The sequence below is a fragment of the Curtobacterium sp. MCSS17_016 genome (assembly GCF_003234255.2).
GTDB classification, from domain to species: Bacteria; Actinomycetota; Actinomycetes; order Actinomycetales; family Microbacteriaceae; genus Curtobacterium; species Curtobacterium flaccumfaciens.
Window position 1 is genome coordinate 1,111,749 of record NZ_CP126254.1, and the last position, 17,922, is coordinate 1,129,670.

General features: G+C 72.0%; 13 protein-coding genes, 1 tRNA gene and 1 riboswitch. Of the genes, 7 read left to right on the forward strand and 7 right to left on the reverse strand.

Going from position 1 to position 17,922, the window contains the following annotated elements:
* The first annotated feature begins 161 nt into the window (after nt 1–161).
* Nucleotides 162–956, forward strand: coding sequence for a polyprenol monophosphomannose synthase (locus DEJ19_RS05385; protein ID WP_071405494.1), 795 nt, complete (start codon nt 162–164; stop codon nt 954–956).
* Between the two features lie 106 nt (nt 957–1,062).
* On the opposite strand, the gene treZ is transcribed toward DEJ19_RS05385, so the two are convergent.
* Genes treZ through glgX form a run of 3 tightly spaced genes read right to left on the reverse strand, consistent with a single transcriptional unit; the run spans nt 1,063 to nt 7,543 of the window.
* Nucleotides 1,063–2,817 (reverse strand): malto-oligosyltrehalose trehalohydrolase, encoded by a 1,755-nt coding sequence (treZ, locus tag DEJ19_RS05390; protein ID WP_111234317.1) that lies wholly within the window; start codon nt 2,815–2,817, stop codon nt 1,063–1,065.
* A complete protein-coding gene (treY, locus tag DEJ19_RS05395; protein WP_111101518.1) occupies nt 2,814–5,315 on the reverse strand; it encodes a malto-oligosyltrehalose synthase in 2,502 nt (833 codons plus the stop codon). Before treY ends, treZ begins: the two co-directional genes overlap by 4 nt.
* Nucleotides 5,312–7,543, reverse strand: a complete 2,232-nt coding sequence (gene glgX / locus DEJ19_RS05400; protein ID WP_111234316.1) for a glycogen debranching protein GlgX — start codon at nt 7,541–7,543, stop codon at nt 5,312–5,314. Before glgX ends, treY begins: the two co-directional genes overlap by 4 nt.
* Nucleotides 7,544–7,671: 128 nt before the next feature.
* On the opposite strand from glgX, the gene DEJ19_RS05405 reads away from it, so the two are divergent.
* From DEJ19_RS05405 to DEJ19_RS05425, 4 genes are all read left to right on the forward strand, one after another.
* Nucleotides 7,672–7,992, forward strand: a complete 321-nt coding sequence (locus tag DEJ19_RS05405; protein WP_027464636.1) for a hypothetical protein — start codon at nt 7,672–7,674, stop codon at nt 7,990–7,992.
* An 81-nt stretch (nt 7,993–8,073) separates the two neighbouring features.
* Nucleotides 8,074–8,185: riboswitch (TPP riboswitch) on the forward strand.
* Nucleotides 8,180–8,818, forward strand: coding sequence for an ECF transporter S component (locus tag DEJ19_RS05410; protein ID WP_111234319.1), 639 nt, complete (start codon nt 8,180–8,182; stop codon nt 8,816–8,818). Its footprint overlaps the riboswitch before it by 6 nt.
* A 2-nt stretch (nt 8,819–8,820) precedes the next feature.
* Nucleotides 8,821–11,490 carry an ATP-binding cassette domain-containing protein gene (locus DEJ19_RS05420; protein WP_220035352.1) on the forward strand — a complete coding sequence of 890 codons (2,670 nt, stop codon included), beginning with the start codon at nt 8,821–8,823 and terminating at the stop codon, nt 11,488–11,490.
* Nucleotides 11,483–12,175: a nucleoside/nucleotide kinase family protein gene (locus DEJ19_RS05425; RefSeq protein WP_258377499.1), complete on the forward strand. Its 693-nt coding sequence runs from the start codon at nt 11,483–11,485 to the stop codon at nt 12,173–12,175. The genes DEJ19_RS05420 and DEJ19_RS05425 overlap by 8 nt, the downstream gene beginning before the upstream one ends.
* A gap of 151 nt (nt 12,176–12,326) precedes the next feature.
* Here DEJ19_RS05425 and DEJ19_RS05430 read toward each other — a convergent pair whose 3' ends face one another.
* A complete protein-coding gene (locus tag DEJ19_RS05430) occupies nt 12,327–13,739 on the reverse strand; it encodes an MFS transporter (protein ID WP_284176588.1) in 1,413 nt (470 codons plus the stop codon).
* Between the two features lie 102 nt (nt 13,740–13,841).
* Between DEJ19_RS05430 and DEJ19_RS05435 the strand changes: the two genes are divergently transcribed.
* Entirely contained in the window at nt 13,842–15,275 is a 1,434-nt protein-coding gene (locus DEJ19_RS05435) for an LLM class flavin-dependent oxidoreductase (RefSeq protein WP_111234356.1), read from the forward strand.
* Entirely contained in the window at nt 15,272–16,537 is a 1,266-nt protein-coding gene (locus DEJ19_RS05440; protein ID WP_284176589.1) for an acyl-CoA dehydrogenase family protein, read from the forward strand. The genes DEJ19_RS05435 and DEJ19_RS05440 overlap by 4 nt, the downstream gene beginning before the upstream one ends.
* 36 nt (nt 16,538–16,573) lie before the next feature.
* Here the strand turns inward: DEJ19_RS05440 and DEJ19_RS05445 are convergent, their stop codons facing one another.
* The 3 genes from DEJ19_RS05445 to orn form a co-directional block, all read right to left on the reverse strand.
* Complete coding sequence (locus tag DEJ19_RS05445; protein WP_035807616.1) at nt 16,574–16,918, reverse strand: metallopeptidase family protein; 345 nt, start codon at nt 16,916–16,918, stop codon at nt 16,574–16,576.
* A 138-nt stretch (nt 16,919–17,056) separates the two neighbouring features.
* Nucleotides 17,057–17,132, reverse strand: a tRNA-His gene (locus DEJ19_RS05450).
* A gap of 75 nt (nt 17,133–17,207) precedes the next feature.
* A complete protein-coding gene (gene orn, locus DEJ19_RS05455; protein ID WP_071405505.1) occupies nt 17,208–17,846 on the reverse strand; it encodes an oligoribonuclease in 639 nt (212 codons plus the stop codon).
* Nucleotides 17,847–17,922: the final 76 nt, after the last annotated feature.

Below are 17,922 nucleotides of genomic sequence, written 5' to 3' on the forward strand. Positions count from 1 at the left end.
AGGCCCGGTGCCAGCTGGCACCGGGCCTCCCGTCCGTCTCGGTGCGTGTCCACCCCGCCCACGTCCAGGCGAGGACCGGTCACGCTGACCGTGTTCGCAGCGCGCTCCGCGGAGGAGCGCAGCCACGGCCCGGTACATTCGGGTGGAGCACGAGGAGCACCATGAGCGAGACCCTGGTCATCATCCCGACCTACGACGAAGCCGAGAACGTCCGGCCGATCGTCGAGCGCACGTTGGCCGCGACCGACGACTCCGTGCACGTGCTCGTCGTCGACGACAACTCACCCGACGGTACCGGTGACATCGCGGACGCCATCGCCCGCGAGACCGACCGGGTGCACGTCATGCACCGCACCGTCAAGGACGGCCTGGGCGGCGCGTACCTGTCCGGCTTCGCGTGGGGCCTGGAACACGGCTACGCCAAGCTCGTCGAGATGGACGCCGACGGCTCCCACCACCCCGAGTACCTGCCGTGGATGCTCGAGCTCGCCGACTCGAACGACCTGGTGCTCGGCTCCCGGTGGATCAAGGGCGGCAAGGTCGAGAACTGGCCCTGGTACCGGCTCCTGCTCTCCCGCGGGGGCAACCTGTACACCCGCCTCGCCCTGGGCATCGCGGTGCGCGATGCGACCGGCGGGTTCCGGGTCTTCACGTCGCGCGCGTTCGAGCGGATCGACCTCGCCGGGGTCGCGTCGAAGGGGTACTGCTTCCAGGTGGACCTGTGCTGGCGTGCCCTCGAGGCTGGGCTGCGGGTCGTGGAGACCCCGATCACGTTCACCGAGCGGGAGTTCGGCGTCTCGAAGATGAGCGGCAACATCGTGCGCGAGAGCCTGGCGCTCGTGACGAAGTGGGGCATCGACCGCCGGATCCGCGAGACCCGCTCCCTGGTGAAGGACCACCGCAAGCTGCCGTCCGTGCGGAAGAACGCGCACGCGGTGGCCGACCACGCGGGCTGACGCCGGGGACACGCGAGCGCCTGAACACACGAACGGCGACGGACCCAGTGGGTTCGTCGCCGTTCGTGTGTGCTGCCAGCGGGTGGCTCGCGCAGCCCGCGGTCGGCTAGCGCAGCACGACCACGCCGCGGCCGCGGAACCGGACGACGCCAGCATCGACCTCTGTCGCGCCGAAGCCGTAGAGCTCTTCGCCCACGGCGTCGGGCACCGGGACCTCGGCTGCGTCGTCGGCGAAGTTCACCACGACGTGCACCGGCGCCACGTCGGGGCCGAGCAGCCCGCGCGTGAGCACGAGCCAGCGGCGGTCCTCGCTGAAGCGGACGGCGTTCGCCTCGTAGCGGTGGTCGACGAACGCCTGGTCGGTGCGCCGCAGGGCGATGAGCACCCGGTAGGCACGCAGGATCGCCGCGCCCCGCTCCGAGCTGACGTCGGCCCAGTCGAGCTTGGAGTTGGTGAACGTCGTCGGGTCCTGCGGGTCCGGCACCGCTGACTCGTCCCACCCGTGCTCGGCGAACTCCGCGATGCGCCCTTCTGCGGTGGCCTTGCCGAGCTCGGGCTCCGGGTGCGAGGTGAAGAACTGCCACGGCGTCGAGGCCGCGAACTCCTCACCCATGAACAGCATCGGCGTGAACGGCCCGAGCAGGGTCAGGGCCGCGGCGATCACGAGCCCCTCGTCGTCGAGCGTCGCGGCGAGCCGGTCGCCGGCGGCGCGGTTGCCGATCTGGTCGTGGTTCTGGTTCGCGACGACCAGGGCCGTCACGGGGGAGGTGCCACGGTCGATCGGCCGGCCGTGCCGCTTGCCGCGGAACGACGACCACGTGCCGTCGTGGAAGAAGCCGTCCTCGAACACCTTCGCCAGCGCCGACAGCGGAGCGAAGTCGGCGTAGTAGCCGTTCGTCTCGCCGGTGAGCGCCACGTGCACGGCGTGGTGGAAGTCGTCCGACCACTGCCCGGCGAGGCCGTACCCGGCGGCCTCGCGCGGCCGGAACATCACCGGGTCGTTGAGGTCGGACTCCGCGATGAGCGACAGCGGACGCCCGATGAACGACGAGTAGGCGTCGGTCTCGTCGGCCATCGACGCCAGCACGTGCGGGCGGGTGGTGTCGCGGATCGCGTGCACGGCGTCGAGCCGGAGCCCGTCGACGTGGTGGTCGCGGAACCACATGCGCACGTTGTCGAGCACGTACCGACGGACCTCGGGGTGCTCGACGTTCACCGAGTCACCCCAGGTGTTGCCGAGCCCGGCCAGCAGGTACGGGCCGTACAGCGGCAGGTAGTTGCCGCTCGGTCCGAGGTGGTTGTAGACGACGTCCTGGATGACCCCGAGCCCCAGCGCGTGCGCCGTGTCGACGAACCGGTCGTAGGCGTCCGGGCCGCCGTACGGGGCGTGCACGGAGAACCAGCCGACACCGTCGTAGCCCCAGTTCCACTCGCCGTTCACGGCGTTGACGGGGAGCAGCTCGACGAACTCGACCCCGAGCTCGACCAGGTGGTCCAGCTTCTGGGCGGCGGCGTCGAGCGTGCCCTCGGGCGTGTAGGTGCCGATGTGCATCTCGTAGATCACGGCACCGCGGGCCGGGCGTCCGGTCCACGACTCGTCGGTCCACGCGAACCGTGCGGGGTCGACGACCTCGGACGGGCCGTGCACGCCCTCGGGCTGGTAGCGGCTGCGCGGGTCCGGTCGGACCGCGTCGTCGTCGCCGATGCGGAACCCGTAGCGTGCGCCGACGACCGGCATCACGGCGTCGGCGGACCACCAGTCGTCGTCGCCCTTGGTGAGCGGGTACTCGACGTCGTCGACGACGAGCCGGACCCGGTCCGGCTCGGGCGCCCAGACGGCGTAACGGTCGGGTGCGGTCATGCGTGACCCTCCAGGATGTCGATCTCGGCCTGCGCGTCGGTCTCGGTGGCGTCCGTCGTGCGGTCGGCGGCGGGCCGGGAGGCACCGCTCGCGTCGGACACGGCGGTCACCGCGTCGGCGTGGCCGGCTGCACCGACCGCGTCGGCGGGCACGAGCAGCGCGACCGGGTAGGTGGTGAGCAGGTCGGCCAGCGCGATCCCGCGGTCGGCGGGGACGTGTCGGCCGGTGAGCAGGTCGATGCGCTCGACGGGGACGGCGTGCACCAGCGTGTCGCCCCAGCCGCCGACCCGGTCGAGGCCGATCGGCAGACGCGTCGCGATCGTCACGGCACCGCCGCGGTCGAACGCGATGACGTGGTCGGCCGCGCTGCCGGTGGCCTCGAGCTCCAGGTACCGGGTGAACAGCTCCGGGTGGTCCCGACGGATGCGCAGTGCACGGGTCGTGACCAGGAGCTTCGCGGCACCGTCGATGCCGATGGCCGGCAGGTCCTCGGGGCCGTCGTCGTCCGGGCCGTCGAGTTCGGCGAGCACGTGGCGCCGCTCGGCGTAGTCGACCGGACGACGGTTGTCGGGGTCGACGAGCGAGCGGTCCCAGAACTCGGTGCCCTGGTAGACGTCGGGGACGCCCGGGGCGGTGAGCTGGACGAGTTTCTGGGCGAGACCGTTCGACCACCCGGCGGCGTCGATCTGCTCGTCGAGGGCGTCGAGTACGGCGACCACGTCCGGGTTGTCGAACGCGGCGTCGACGATCGCGTGCATCTGCTGCTCGAACGCCTCGTCGGGCTCGGTCCAGGTTGTGCTGTCACCGGCTTCGCGGGAGGCCTTCTCGGCGTAGGCGTGCAGACGCTCCCGGCTGGCGGGCCGGGCGCCGACGATCGCCTGCCAGAGCAGGTCGGCGAACACACGGTCCTGCAACGGCACGAGCGACTGCAGACGCTCGAGCGTGGCGGCCCACTCCTCGCCGAGCTCGGCCAGCACGGCGATGCGGGCGCGGGTGTCCTCGCTGCGCTTGGTGTCGTGGGTGGTGAGCGTCGTCATGGTGTGCGGCCAGCTGCCGAGCCGTTCGCGCTGTGCCTGGTGGAAGTCCGCCACCGAGACCGCGAAGACGCTCGGGTCGCCGCCCACCTCGCTCAGGGACGACAGGCGCGAGGTGCGGTAGAACGCCGTGTCCTCGACGCCCTTCGCCATCACCATGCCGCTGGTCTGCTGCAGTCGGACCGCCGCCGCGTTCGTCGGGTCGACGAGTGCCGGTGCGATCCGGTCGATGACGTCGTCGAGGTCCGGTCGGGCCTCGGCGGCACGCTCGAGCGCGGTGATGAGGTGGTGGGCGCCCTCGGGCAGGTACGTGCGGTACACGTCGAACGAGGCCACGATCTCGGCGACCGCGTCGACGAGCCGCTCGTGCGTGATCGTTTCCGTCACGGCGCTCGGCGCGAGCAGGCGTGCGAGCCGCTCGACCTCGCTGCCGAGGATGCCGTCCGCGATGCCCCGTCGGGTGTCGTGCGTGAGCTGCTGCCAGTCGGTCGGTTCGGCGCCCGACGCCGCGGTCAGCGCCTGTTCACCCGCGGGGTCGATGAACACGCGGTCGAGCACCCCGAGGGCGTCGTACCCGGTGGTGCCGTCGACCGGCCACGAGCTCGGCAGCTGTTCGCCGGGCTCGAGGATCTTCTCGACGAGGGTGTAGGCCCCGCCGGTCAGCTCCGCCAGGTCCTGCAGGTAGCCCGCCGGGTCGTACAGCCCGTCCGGGTGGTCGATGCGCAGTCCGTCGACGAGTCCGTCGCGGAACCAGCCACCGATGACCCCGTGCGAGGCCGCGAAGACCTCGGGCTCCTCGACGCGGATCGCCGCGAGGGTGTTCACCGCGAAGAACCGGCGGTAGTTCAGGTCGTGGTCGGCACGCTTCCAGTGCACGAACGCGTAGTGCTGGCGGTCGTGCACGGTCTCGACGGTGTCGCCGTCGTGCACCGTTCCGGGTGCGGTGGGGTAGGCGGTCTCGCCGACGCGGAGCACCGGACGCTCGGCGTCGGACGTGTCCAGCGTGATCGCGTCGAGCAGCCGGTCGTCGAGCACGGGGACCCGGAGCCTGCCGTCGCCGGCTTCCCAGTCCACGTCGAAGGCCCAGGCCACGGGCGAGCCCTGCCCGAGTTCGAGCAGGGACCACCACCACGGGTTCGACTCGGGGGTCGCGACGCCGACGTGGTTCGGCACCACGTCGACGATGACCCCGAGGCCGACGGCGTGCGCGGCCTCGGCCAACGCCCGCATCGCCTGGTCGCCTCCGCGGTCGGTGTCGACCCGCGTGTGGTCGACCACGTCGTAGCCGTGGTTCGACCCGGACTCGGCCTGCAGCACCGGCGACAGGTACAGCCAGTCGGCGCCGAGGTCGTGCACGTAGTCCACCAGGTCGCGTGCGGCGTCGAGGTCGAAGTCGGCCGAGACCTGCAGCCGGTACGTCGACGCGGGGACGCGGTTCGCGGCGCCGGGCGTTCCGGCGGTCATCGGGCGGTTCCGCTCGGTGCGGTGGAACCGGCCGGGTTCACCGGGGTGACGGCGTCCTGCGGGGCGTCCGGTTCGGGGGCGCCGTCCTGCTCGGCGTCGACCGGGGTGCTCGTGACCTCGTGGTCGGGCTCCGCACGCAGCACGATCATCGACCGGGCGGGGACGTCGAGCGGGGTGCCCGCGTCGAGCACCTCGTCGCGGGCGCCGGGGTCGGCGGTGTCGATCCGGACGGTCCAGCCGGGGGAGTACTCCTCGGGCGGGAGCGTGAACGTCACGACGTCGTCGTGGGCGTTGAAGTACGTGATGAAGCCGACATCGGTGACGCGCTCACCACGGGCGTCGCGTCCGCGGATGCCCTCGCCGTTCAGGTACATGCCGACGCTCTTGCCGAAGCCGGAGTCCCAGTCCTCGGGGTCCATGGCGTCACCCGAGGGGGTCAGCCAGACCACGTCGGGCAGCGGCTCGCCTTCGCCACGACGAACCGGACGGCCGTTGAAGTACCGGGTCCGGCGGAACGTGGGGTGGTCGTGCCGCAGCTTCACCACGTCGGCGGTGAACTGGATGAGGTCTTCGTCCGCGCTGTCCCAGTCGATCCAGCTGAGCTCGGAGTCCTGCGCGTAGACGTTGTTGTTGCCGGACTGCGACCGGCCGAGCTCGTCGCCGTGCGCGATCATCGGCACACCCTGGCTCAGGAGCAGGGTCGCCAGGAAGTTCCGGCGACGCTGCAGCCGCAGGGCGTTCACGGACTCGTCGTCGGTCGGGCCCTCGGCGCCGGAGTTCCACGACCGGTTGTGGCTCTCGCCGTCGTTGTTGTCCTCGCCGTTGGCCTCGTTGTGCTTCTCGTTGTAGGCCACCAGGTCGTACAGCGTGAAGCCGTCGTGCGCGGTGATGAAGTTGATGCTCGCCTTGGGCGTGCGGCCGTCGTGCTCGTACAGGTCGGCCGAGCCGGAGATCCGGGAGGCGAACTCGCCGAGCGTCGACGATTCGCCGCGCCAGAAGTCACGGACGGTGTCGCGGTACTTGCCGTTCCACTCGGACCACTGGGGCGGGAAGTTGCCGACCTGGTAGCCACCGGGGCCGACGTCCCACGGCTCGGCGATGAGCTTGACCTGCGACACGATCGGGTCCTGCTGCACCAGTTCGAAGAAGGCCGACAGCCGGTCGACCTCGTAGAACTCGCGGGCCAGCGCCGAGGCGAGGTCGAAGCGGAACCCGTCGACGTGCATCTCGGTCACCCAGTAGCGGAGCGAGTCGAGGATGAGCTGCAGCGAGTGCGGGTGCCCGACGTTGAGCGAGTTCCCCGTGCCCGTGTAGTCCATGTAGAACTTCTTGTCGTCGTCGACCAGGCGGTAGTAGGCCGCGTTGTCGATGCCGCGGAACGACAGCGTCGGGCCGAGGTGGTTGCCCTCGGCGGTGTGGTTGTAGACGACGTCGAGGACGACCTCGATGCCGGCGCGGTGCAGCTCGCGCACCATCGTCTTGAACTCCTGGACCTGCTGGCCCTGGTCGCCCGACGACGAGTACGCCGAGTGCGGCGCGAAGAAACCGATGGTGTTGTAGCCCCAGTAGTTCGACAGCCCCTTGTCCTGCAGGGTCGAGTCGTTCACGAACTGGTGCACCGGCATGAGCTCGAGCGTGGTGATGCCGAGGCGCTGCAGGTGCTCGATGACCGCGGGGTGGGCGACGCCGGCGTAGGTGCCGCGCTGCTCTTCCGGCACGTCCGGGTGGGTCTCCGTGAGCCCCTTGACGTGCGCTTCGTAGATGACGGTCTCGCCGTACGGCGTGCGCGGCGGGCGATCACCCTGCCAGTCGAAGAAGGGGTTGATCACGACGCCCTTCATCATGTGCGACGCGGAGTCCTCGTCGTTGGTCGAGTCCGGGTCGCCGAACGTGTACGAGAAGAGCGACTGGTCCCAGTCGATCTCGCCGCTCGTCGCCTTGGCGTACGGGTCGAGCAGGAGCTTCGACGGGTTGCAGCGCGCGCCGGAGTCCGGGTCGTACGAGCCGTGCACGCGGAAGCCGTACTCCTGCCCGGGGCCGATGTTGGGGAGGTACGCGTGCCAGACGTAGGCGTCCACCTCGAGCAGGCGGACGCATTCTTCGTTGCCGTCGGAATCGAACAGACAGAGTTCGACGCGCTCGGCGACCTCGGAGAACAGCGCGAAGTTCGTGCCGCTCCCGTCGTAGGTCGCCCCGAGCGGGTACGGGTTTCCGGGCCAGGTGTGCAAACGGTCCTCCAGGTGTGGGTGCGGCCAACATATCGGTGGCGCTCGTCCGCGTCCGCAGACAAGCCCCAGCTGTGGATGCGTGATGCGCCCCGCGGCCTGTGGAGGAACGGACGAGTAGCGTCGCGCGCATGGCCAACATCGTCTCGAAGATCGCAGACCAGGTCCGCCCGCTCGGGGTCTCCACGAACTACGGAGAACCCGTCGAGGTCGGCGACCAGACCCTCATCCCCGTGTCCGTCAGCTGGTTCGGCTTCGGTGGCGGTGGGGACGACGAGAACGGTGGCGGCGGTGGCGGCGGCCTGTCGGCCCCCGTCGGCGCCTACGTCCGCCGTCCGGGCAAGGACCTCGTGTTCGAGCCGAACCCGATCTCGCTGATCGTCGTGGGCATCCCCTTCGTGTGGGTGGCCGGGCGTGTCCTCCGCAAGCTGGTGCGCGCGCTCAAGAAGTGACCACCTGACGGACGGGAGGCCCGTGGCGACGCCGCCACGGGCCTCCCGTCCGTCACGCGGTCGCGACCGCGTCTAGACTGCTGGCACACACACGGGAGTCCGGGACCGCCGGGCTGAGAGGGAGCGATCGGCGCTCCGACCGTCGAACCTGATCCGGATCATGCCGGCGCAGGGAGGAGTCAGCAGCATGCCTTCAGGCACGTCCACAACCGTCACCACCGCCCCACGGCGATCGCTGCGTTGGCGGGTCGTCGACATCGTCGTCGCGAGTGTCCTCGCGGTGGCCCTCGGAGTCGTCTTCCGGCTCTGGGAGTTCGGCTACGAACCCATCAGCGCCGTCATGGACCTCGTGCTTCCCGGCACGAAGGCCCTGTTCGGCGGGGTCTGGCTGCTCGCCGGCCCGATCGTCGCGATCGTCGTCCGCAAGCCCGGCGCCGTGCTCTACGGCGAGATGGTCGCCGCCTCGGTCGAGGCGTTGTTCGGCACCCAGTGGGGATGGCTCACGCTCGAGGCCGGACTCGTCCAGGGTCTCGGCGCCGAGATCGTCCTCGCGCTGTTCCTGTACCGCGTCTACCGCCTGCCGGTCGTCGTGCTCGCCGGTGCCGCGGCCGGACTCGCGCTCGGCATCAACGACACCGTCCTCTGGTACCCGGGGCTCGACGTCGCCTTCAAGGTCGTGTACGTGATCTGTGCGGTCATCTCCGGTGCGGTGATCGCGGGGGCGGGCTCGTGGCTCATCGTCCGGGCACTCGCCCGCACCGGGGTGCTGTCGTCCTTCGCGGCCGGCCGCGAGCACAGCCGTCGCGAACCCCGCGCCCTGGTGTGACCGTGCCCGCTCCGTCGGCGACGTCCCCTTCCACCGGCGGCGACGCCGGCGCAGGTGCCGGCGTCCGCGGGGCGCGCATCGTGTTCCGCGGCTGGGGCTGGCGGTACCCGGAGCGCGACGCCTGGGCCGTCCGTGACGTCGACCTGACCGTCTCGCCGGGGGAGCGGGTCGCCGTCGTCGGGCCGTCCGGTGCCGGCAAGTCGACCCTCCTGCGAGCCGTCGCCGGCGTGCTCCCCGACGAGCCCGACGCCTCGGACGACACCGCTGCTTCGGTGCAGGGGACACTCCTGGTCGACGAGGCCGACCCCCGCGCGGTCCGCGGGCGTGTCGGTCTCGTCATGCAGGACCCCGAGGCACACACGGTGATGTCCCGCGTCGGCGACGACGTGGCCTTCGGCTGCGAGAACGCAGGCGTCCCCCGCGACGAGACCTGGGACCGGGTGCGGACGGCGCTCGACGTCGTCGGCCTCGACCTGCCGCTCGACCGCTCCACCGCGCAGCTGTCCGGTGGGCAGCGGCAGCGGTTGGCGCTCGCGGGCGTGCTCGCGATGCGGCCGGGTGCGCTCGTGCTCGACGAACCCTGCGCCAACCTCGACCCGGACGGCGTGGCGCAGGTGCACGACGCCGTCCGGGCACTGCTCGACGAGACCGGGGCGACGTTGCTCGTGGTGGAGCACCGGATCGGCACCTGGCTGGACCTGGTCGATCGGCTCGTGCTGCTCGAACCGGGCGGCGGCGTGGTCGCGGACGGTCCGCCGGCCCGGGTGCTGGCGGACTACGGCGAGGTGCTCACGGCGGCCGGGGTCTGGGTGCCCGGTGCCGAGCCGGCGCGTGGTTCTGCCCGGCGGCGGCGCGCGCGCGGACGAGCGGGCGAAATGCCCGGGGCGTCCGGCGGAGCGACCGCGGCATTCCGCCCGCTCGGCGAGGGGGAGCCCGGCGAGGAGGCGCGTGAAAGAACGTCGGCCGGACGAGCGGGCGAAATGCCCGGGGCGTCCGGTGGGGTGACCGCGGCATTCCGCCCGCTCGGCGAGGGGGAACCTGGCGAGGGGGTCGGCGCGGGGGAGCGTGACCAGGGGGCAGCGGTACTGCTCGACGCCCGGGGGCTCGGCACGGCACGGGGGAAGCAACCGGTCGGGAACGGCATCGACCTCGGGCTCCGGGCCGGGCAGGTCCTCGCCGTCACCGGACCGAACGGCGTCGGCAAGTCGACGCTCGGGCTGACCCTCGCGGGCTTGCTCCCACCGGCAGCCGGTGAGCTCCACGCCACGGACGCCCTCGCCGACGGCATCGGCGCAGCGCCCCACGCCTGGACGAGCCGTCAACTCGCCGCCCGGATCGGCACGGTGTTCCAGGACCCCGAGCACCAGTTCGTCGCCCGCTCCGTCCGCGAGGAGATCGAGGCCGGACCCCGAGCACTCGGTGCGCCGGACGCCGCCGAACGAGCCACCGCGCTGCTCGATGAGTTCGGGCTCGCACACCTGGCCGACGCCAACCCCTTCACGCTGTCCGGGGGCGAACAACGACGACTCGCGATCGCCTCGGTCATCGCGGCCCGGCCGCCGGTCGTCGTGCTCGACGAGCCGACCTCCGGGCAGGACCGTGCCACGTGGCAGGCCGTCGTCGGGCGGCTCGGGGCCCTCGCCGACGCCGGCACCGCGGTGGTGGCGGTCACCCACGACCGCGACCTCGTCCGGGCACTCGACGCCGACGAGGTCGTGCTCGGGCCGGACGGCGCCCGGTCCGTCGGGAGCGACCAGGGGCCGTCGAACGCGACCATCCCGGAGACCGGGCCGACAGTCGGAAGCCGCCCCGGGCCTCCAGACCGGACCGACACGGCCGACCGCACGACCGACCGCACGGACGCGTCGGACGCGGCGGACCGACCCGCCCGGACGAACCCCGTGCGACGACCGCTGCCGGCCCGCGCGACCGGCATCCCCGGTGTCCAGCCGGTCGCGTCGCTGATCGGTGTGCTCGCCCTCGGCGTCTGCCTGGTGCTCAGCCTCGACGTCGTCTCCGCCGCCGTCGCCCTGGCGCTCGAACTCGCACTCCTGCCGCTCCTGCGCCTGCCGGTCCGGACCCTGCTGCTCCGACTCGCACCGGTGCTCCTCGCGGTGCCGCTGACGGCGGTGAGCATCGCGCTGTACGGCAGACCCTCGGGTCGGGAGTGGTTCGACCTCGGGTTCGCGCACGTCACCGACGGGTCACTGACGCTCGCGTTGGCGACGGCGCTCCGGGTCCTCGCGGTGGGGGTGCCAGCCATCGCGCTCTTCGTGCGGGTCGACCCGACCGACCTGGCCGACGGGCTCGCGCAGGTGCTCCGGCTGCCCGCGCGCTTCGTGCTCGGCGCGCTCGCCGCTGTCCGGATGATGACCTTGCTCGTCGACGACTGGCGACAGCTCGCGATGGCGCGACGTGCCCGAGGGCTGGCCGACTCCGGACGGCTGCGACGCGGGGCGACGATGGCGTTCGCGCTGCTCGTGCTCGCGTTGCGCCGGGCGACGACGTTGGCGGTGGCGATGGAGTCGCGGGGGTTCGGTGCTCCTGGACGGCGGACCTGGGCGCGGGTCGCACGGTTCGCCGGGCCGGAGTGGGCGATGGTGGCGGTGCTGGTCGGCATCGGTGTGGTGTCGATCGCGGTCGCGGTGAGCGTGGGGACGTGGCGTGCCTGACACGGAGCGCGCAGCCGGCACGACGGGCACCGACCGGCCGACGGAGACGTCGGCCGGCGACGGCGCGACGGCCGCGACGGGCGCGACGGGCACGACGGGCGCGATAGGCGCGACGGCCACGTCGGGCCCGACGGCCACGACGGGCCCGACGGGCACGACCGCCGGTGACCTCGCCCCCGGTCTGGCCGCTGCTGCTGCCGGAGTCGCCGGTGCCACGGGCCGGCGCGCCGTCGTGCTCATCGACGGCCGGTCCGGCACGGGCAAGACCACCCTCGGAGCACAGGTCGCGGAGCAGCTCGGCGCGCAGCTCGTGCACCTGGACGACGTGTACCCGGGGTGGGACGGCCTGCGTGCGGCTGCCGATGCCGTGGTGACCGACGTCCTCGGAGCGCCGAGCGGGTACCGACGCTGGGACTGGGCGGCCGATGCGCCCGCGGGCTGGGCGTCGGTGGACCCCGACCTGGCGATCGTGGTCGAGGGGTGCGGGGCGTTGTCGCAGGCGTCGGCACCGCTGGCGTCGTTGCGGGTGTGGCTCGAGGCCGACGACGCCGTGCGGTGGGACCGGGCGATCGGCCGCGACGGCGAGGTCTTCGCGCGCGAGTGGGACCGCTGGGCCGCGCAGGAGCAGGCCTTCATCGCCGCCGAGGACCCGGCCGCCCTGGCCGACGTGGTCCTGCGGACGTAGCGCGCCGCGGGCCCGCGGCGCCCCGCACCGCCCCGCGGCGGCACGTGGCGGCACGCGGCGGCACGTGGCGGCACGTGGCGGCACCGAGGATTCGCGCTGAGCGACACCGCACGGCCTCCGGAAGGCGAGAACTGTCGCCCAGCGCGAAACCTCAGCCCGCCGTGCCCGCGCCCGCACCGCCCGCCCCGCCCGCGCCGCCCGCGCCCGCGCCCGCCCCCGCGCCCGCCCGCGCCTCCCGCCGCGCCACCGCCCGCGGATCCACCGCGAACACCGCCGCCACGATCGTCAGCACCGCGTACACCCCGAGGTACCCGCACAGGATCCACGGCGAGCCACCCCCGAGCTGCACGAACACCGCGGCCAGCAGCGGCGTCAGCCCCACCGAGAAGATCGACCCGATCTGGTACCCGAGCGACATCCCCGAGTACCGCCGCCCGGTCGGGAACTGCTCCGCGAACCACGCCGCCTGCGGCCCGTAGATGCTGTCGTGGAACACGCACATCCCGATCAGCGCCACGAGCGGCAGCAGCACGAGCGGCCCGGCGTCGAGGAACGCGAAGAACGGCCAGATGAGCACCGCGATGCCCACCGCCGACCAGATCGTCAGCACCCGCCGCCCGACCCGGTCCGACAGCCACCCCCAGAACGGCGTCGACACGAGCGACACCGCCGAGATCACGAGCACGGCCTGCAGCCCCGCGTCCGAGCCCGATGGCCCCCGCACGTTGCCGAGGTAGGTCAGCGAGTACGTCGTCAGGATCGAGTACAGCGCCGGCTGCACGAGGCGCAGGCCCGCCGTCACCAGGATCGACCGCGGGTGCTGCCGGATCGCCTGCCACACCGGGAACCGTTCGACCCCACCGGAGGCGCGCAGCTCCTGGAACACCGGGGCGTCCTGCACACCGAGCCGGATGACGAGCCCGACCGCCACGATCACCGCCGAGAACAGGAACGGCAGCCGCCAGCCCCAGGCCAGGAACGCCTCGGTGCCGAGCAGGGACCGCACGAGCGTGAAGACCCCGGTCGCCAGGAGCATCCCACCGGCCGACCCCATCTGCGTGAACGCCCCGAACAGCCCCCGGTGCCGTTCCGGCGCGTGTTCGACGGACAGCAGCGCCGAGCCGCCCCACTCCGCACCGGCCGCGACGCCCTGCAGCAGCCGCAGGAACACGAGCGCCACGACGGCGCCGACCCCGATGGTCGCGGCGGACGGGATGACCCCGATCAACGTGGACGCGATGCCCATCAGCACCAGCGACGCGACGAGCAGCTTCTTCCGCCCGATCCGGTCGCCCAGGTGGCCGGCGATCACACCGCCGAGCGGCCGCGCCACGAACCCGACGCCGTAGGTCGCGAACGACGCGATGACCCCGACGGCCGGCGTCACGGACGGGAAGAACGTCGGAGCGAACACCAGCGCCGAGGCCGTCGCGTAGAGGTAGAAGTCGTAGTACTCGACGGTCGTCCCGACGAACGACGCGAGGGCGACCCGACGACGGGTCGCGCTGGTCGACGGTGCGGCGGGACGGCCTGGAGGCGCGGTGACGGTGGTCTGGCTCGGCATGCCTCAGGAGCATGGTCGCGTCCAGGGCCGCGGGGAACACCGCGCGTAACGGGAGGTCACGTCGCTGTCGTCGGGCGGTGCCCGCCGACCACGATGGGACACATGAGCGATGCACCGAACCGCCCGCTGCGCTTCGCGGCCTTCGTCATGAACACGACCTCGCACATCCAGCACGGCCTGTGGCGGCACCCCGACGCCCGGCAGGCGGACTTCGACGACGTGACGCTGTGGACCGACCTGGCGAGGACCCTCGAGCGCGGCAAGTTCGACGCCATGTTCTTCGCCGACGTCGTCGGGACCTACGGCCCCGGTCGCGGCGACTACTCGACCAACCTGCGCGAGGGACTGCAGATCCCCTCGAACGACCCCTCCGTGCTGCTCTCCGCGCTCGCGGTGTCGACCGAGCACCTCGGGCTCGCGTTCACCTCGAGTGTCATCCAGGCGCACCCGTTCGACTTCGCGCGCAAGGTCTCCACGCTCGACCACATCACCCGGGGCCGCATCGGCTGGAACGTCGTCACGAGCGCCCTCGACAGCGCCGCCCGGAACTTCGGCGCCGACCGGCTCGAGGAGCACGACGAGCGCTACGTCTGGGCCGAGGAGTACCTCGAGGTCTGCGCGAAGCTCTGGGAGGGCTCGTGGGAGGACGGCGCCGTGCTGAAGGACCCGGTCCGTGGCTACGCCGACCCCGACAGGGTGCACCGCATCGACCACCACGGCAAGCGCTACGACGTGCAGGGCCCGCACCTGTCGGCACCGTCGCCGCAGCGGACCCCGGTGCTGTTCCAGGCCGGGTCGTCGCCGGCCGGCCGTGCCTTCGCCGCGCGGAACGCCGAGGCCCAGTTCATCCTGACCTCGAACCGGGACGCCACCGAACAGCTCATCCGCGAGACCCGCGACCTGGCCGAGGCAGCCGGCCGGCAGCGGGACGACATCGCCTTCTTCCTCGGCCTGACCTTCGTCACCGGCTCCACCGAGGCCGAAGCAAGGGCCAAGGAAGCGGAGATCGACGAGTACCTGGCCGCCGACGGGTTCCTGGTGCACTCGAACCTCGGCTTCGACCCGGACACCGGCGAGCCCCTCGACCCGGACACCCCGCTCTCCGAGGTCCGCACCCGCGCCGGACAGTCGCACCTGCAGTGGCTCCGCGAGGCCGCCGGGGACCGCGAACCGACCATCGCCGACCTCGCCCGGCTGTCCGCCAAGCTCCGCGCCCGGGTCGTCGGCACGCCGGAGCAGATCGCCGACGAGCTCGCCGACTGGCAGCGGGTGGGCGTCGACGGCGTCAACGTCATCAACTGGACGCTGCCCGGCTCGTACGAGGAGTTCGTCGACCACATCGCGCCGACCCTGCAGGAGCGCGGACTGATGCAGTCCGAGTACCGCGAGGGCACCCTGCGCGAGAAGCTCTTCGGCCACGCACAGCTGCCGGACTCGCACCCCGCCCGGCAGTGGCGCGGGGCGTTCTCGGGCGGTGCCGGCGCGACCGCGACCCACCCGGACGACGCGACCCGTGCGGTGGAGGTGCCCGCATGACGGCCGCGATGATGACCGACGGAGCCGTGACGGGCCTCCCGGCCGACCGTCTGGCGACCCTGCGCGAACGCTTCGCGCCCGTGTTCGCGACCATCCGTGACGGCGCGGTCGAGCGTGAGCTCGCGTCCGGGAAGCCCGGCGACCGGCCGCTGCCGCACGCCGAGGTCCGGGCGCTCGCCGACGCGGGGTTCGGGCGGTTGCGGGTGCCGGAGGACCGCGGGGGCTTCGGCGTGACGCTGGTCGAACTCGCGCACCTGGTGGCGGACCTGGCGGCGGCGGACTCGAACATCGCGCACCTGTGGCGGGGACACTTCGGGTACACCGAACTGGTGCTGCTGCGGCCATCGTCCGCCGGCCGGGACGAGTGGCTCCAGCGCATCGTCGACGGAGCGATCGTCGGCAACGCGACCTCCGAGCGGACCGGGACGACCCTGGCCGACATCTCGACGACGGTGACGCCGGCTGGTGGTTCCCTCCGCCTCGACGGGCGGAAGTACTACTCGACCGGCACGCTCTACGCGGACTGGATCTACCTGGCGGCGGACCGCGACGGGGAGCGCGTGACGTTCGCCGTCGACGCCTCCGCGCCGGGCGTGACGAGCATCGACGACTGGGACGGGTTCGGGCAGCGGTTGACCGCGTCCGGCACGACCGTGTTCGACGGGGTGTCGGTCGACCCGTCGGTGGTGTCGGCGTACCGGGACGCTCCGCTGTCGCACATCCAGGCCTTCTACCAGCTGTACCTGCTGGCGGTCCTCGCCGGGATCGGGCAGGCCGTGTCCGACGATGCCGTGACCTTCGTGCGACCACGGACCCGCACGTACATCCACGCCAACGCGGCCGTGCCGGGGGAGGACCCGCAGGTGCTCTCGGTGCTCGGGCGGCTGTCGGCCGGGGCGTTCACCGCCCGGTCACTCGTCGTCGCCGCCGCCGGGCTGCTCGACGGGGTCGTCGCGACGAACGAGCCCGGGGTCGGTGTCGACCGCGTGCTGCTCGACGCGGCCGAGCACGCCGTGTATCAGGCGCAGGTCGAGATCGGGCCGCGGGTGGTGCGGTCGGCGTCCGAGCTCTTCGAGGTCGGCGGGGCGTCCGCTGCCGACCGGACGCGTGCGCTGGACCGGCACTGGCGGAACGCCCGGGTGGTGGCGTCGCACAACCCGGCGGTCTACAAGGAGCGGATGGTGGGGGAGTACGCGCTGCACGGGCGGGGGCCGGTGGGGGCGTGGGAGCAGTACCACGAGGTGGGGCCGACGCGGTTCTGAGGGGCGTGGGCGGGTGCGCGGGCGCGTCGCTGGCCGCTACGCCCAGCCGAGCTCGTGCAGCCGCTCGTCGTCGATGCCGTAGAAGTGGCCGATCTCGTGCACGAGGGTGGTGTGCACCTCGTCCTTGAGCTCCTCGACGGTGTCGCACTCGGCCAGGTGCTGCTTGCGGAACACCACGATGCGGTCGGGCAGCTCGCCGAAGCCGTACTGCCCTCGCTCGGTGGCCGCGATGCCGTCGTACACGCCGAAGAGCTCTTCGCCGTTCTCCGGTTCGTCCTCGACGACGAACACCACGTTGTCGAGCCCGTCGACCATCTCGTCGGGGAGCAGGTCGAGTTCGTCGGTCACGAGTTGCTCGAACGCGTCGGCGGACATCTCCATCACGGGTGGATCGTCCCACACCGCGCTGACCACTCGCGGCTCACCACTCGCGGCGAAGCCGCTCGGCGCCGGAGGCGCCCTGACAAACACTGAGGGAGAGCCCCGGTTGCGTCACACGCAACAGGACTCTCCCTCGACTGGGGTGAATAACGGGTCTCGAACCCGCGACCTCCTAGACCACAACCAGGCGCTCTACCAACTGAGCTATATCCACCATGTTCGAACCGACGGACCGGCGCGACCACTCAATAGTAGTACATGCGGGACGGGGTGCGGACCACCCGTGTCGCTACTCGGCCGCGGGCTGCGCCAGCCGCGACTCCCACTTCGCCACGACGTCGGCCTGCACGGCCCGCACGTCGTCGGTGCTCGGGCCGGGCTCGGCGACGAAGCCGGCGCGGCGGTAGTACTCGAGCTCGCGGATCGACTCGAGGATGTCCGCGAGGGCCCGGTGCCCACCGTGCTTCTCCGGCGCGTTGAAGTACACGCGGGGGAACCAGCGGCGGCAGAGCTCCTTGATGCTCGACACGTCGACGCTGCGGTAGTGCAGGTGCCCGTCGACCCGCGGCATGTACTTCGACAGGAACGCACGGTCGGTGCCGATGGTGTTGCCGGCGAGGGGGGCGGAGCCCTCGGCGGGGACGTGCTGGAGGATGTACTCGAGCACCTGGTACTCGGCGTCCGCCAGGCTCACGCCGTTCGGGATCTCGTCGATGAGCCCCGAGGTGACGTGCATGTTCGTCACGAACTCGTTCATGTTGTCGAGCGCCGACTGGTCCGGCTTGATGACGATGTCGAAGCCGGGGTGCACTGGCTCGAGGTCGAAGTCGGTGATGACCACGGCCACCTCGACGAGTTCGTCGACCTCGAGGTCGAGGCCGGTCATCTCGCAGTCGATCCAGACGAGGCGGTCATTCGCGGTTGCCATGTCCTCGATCCTATTCCCGCCCCGCGTGCCTCCCGTACGTGCCGCTGCATCGTCCCACCCGTGCCCGACCGTGTCC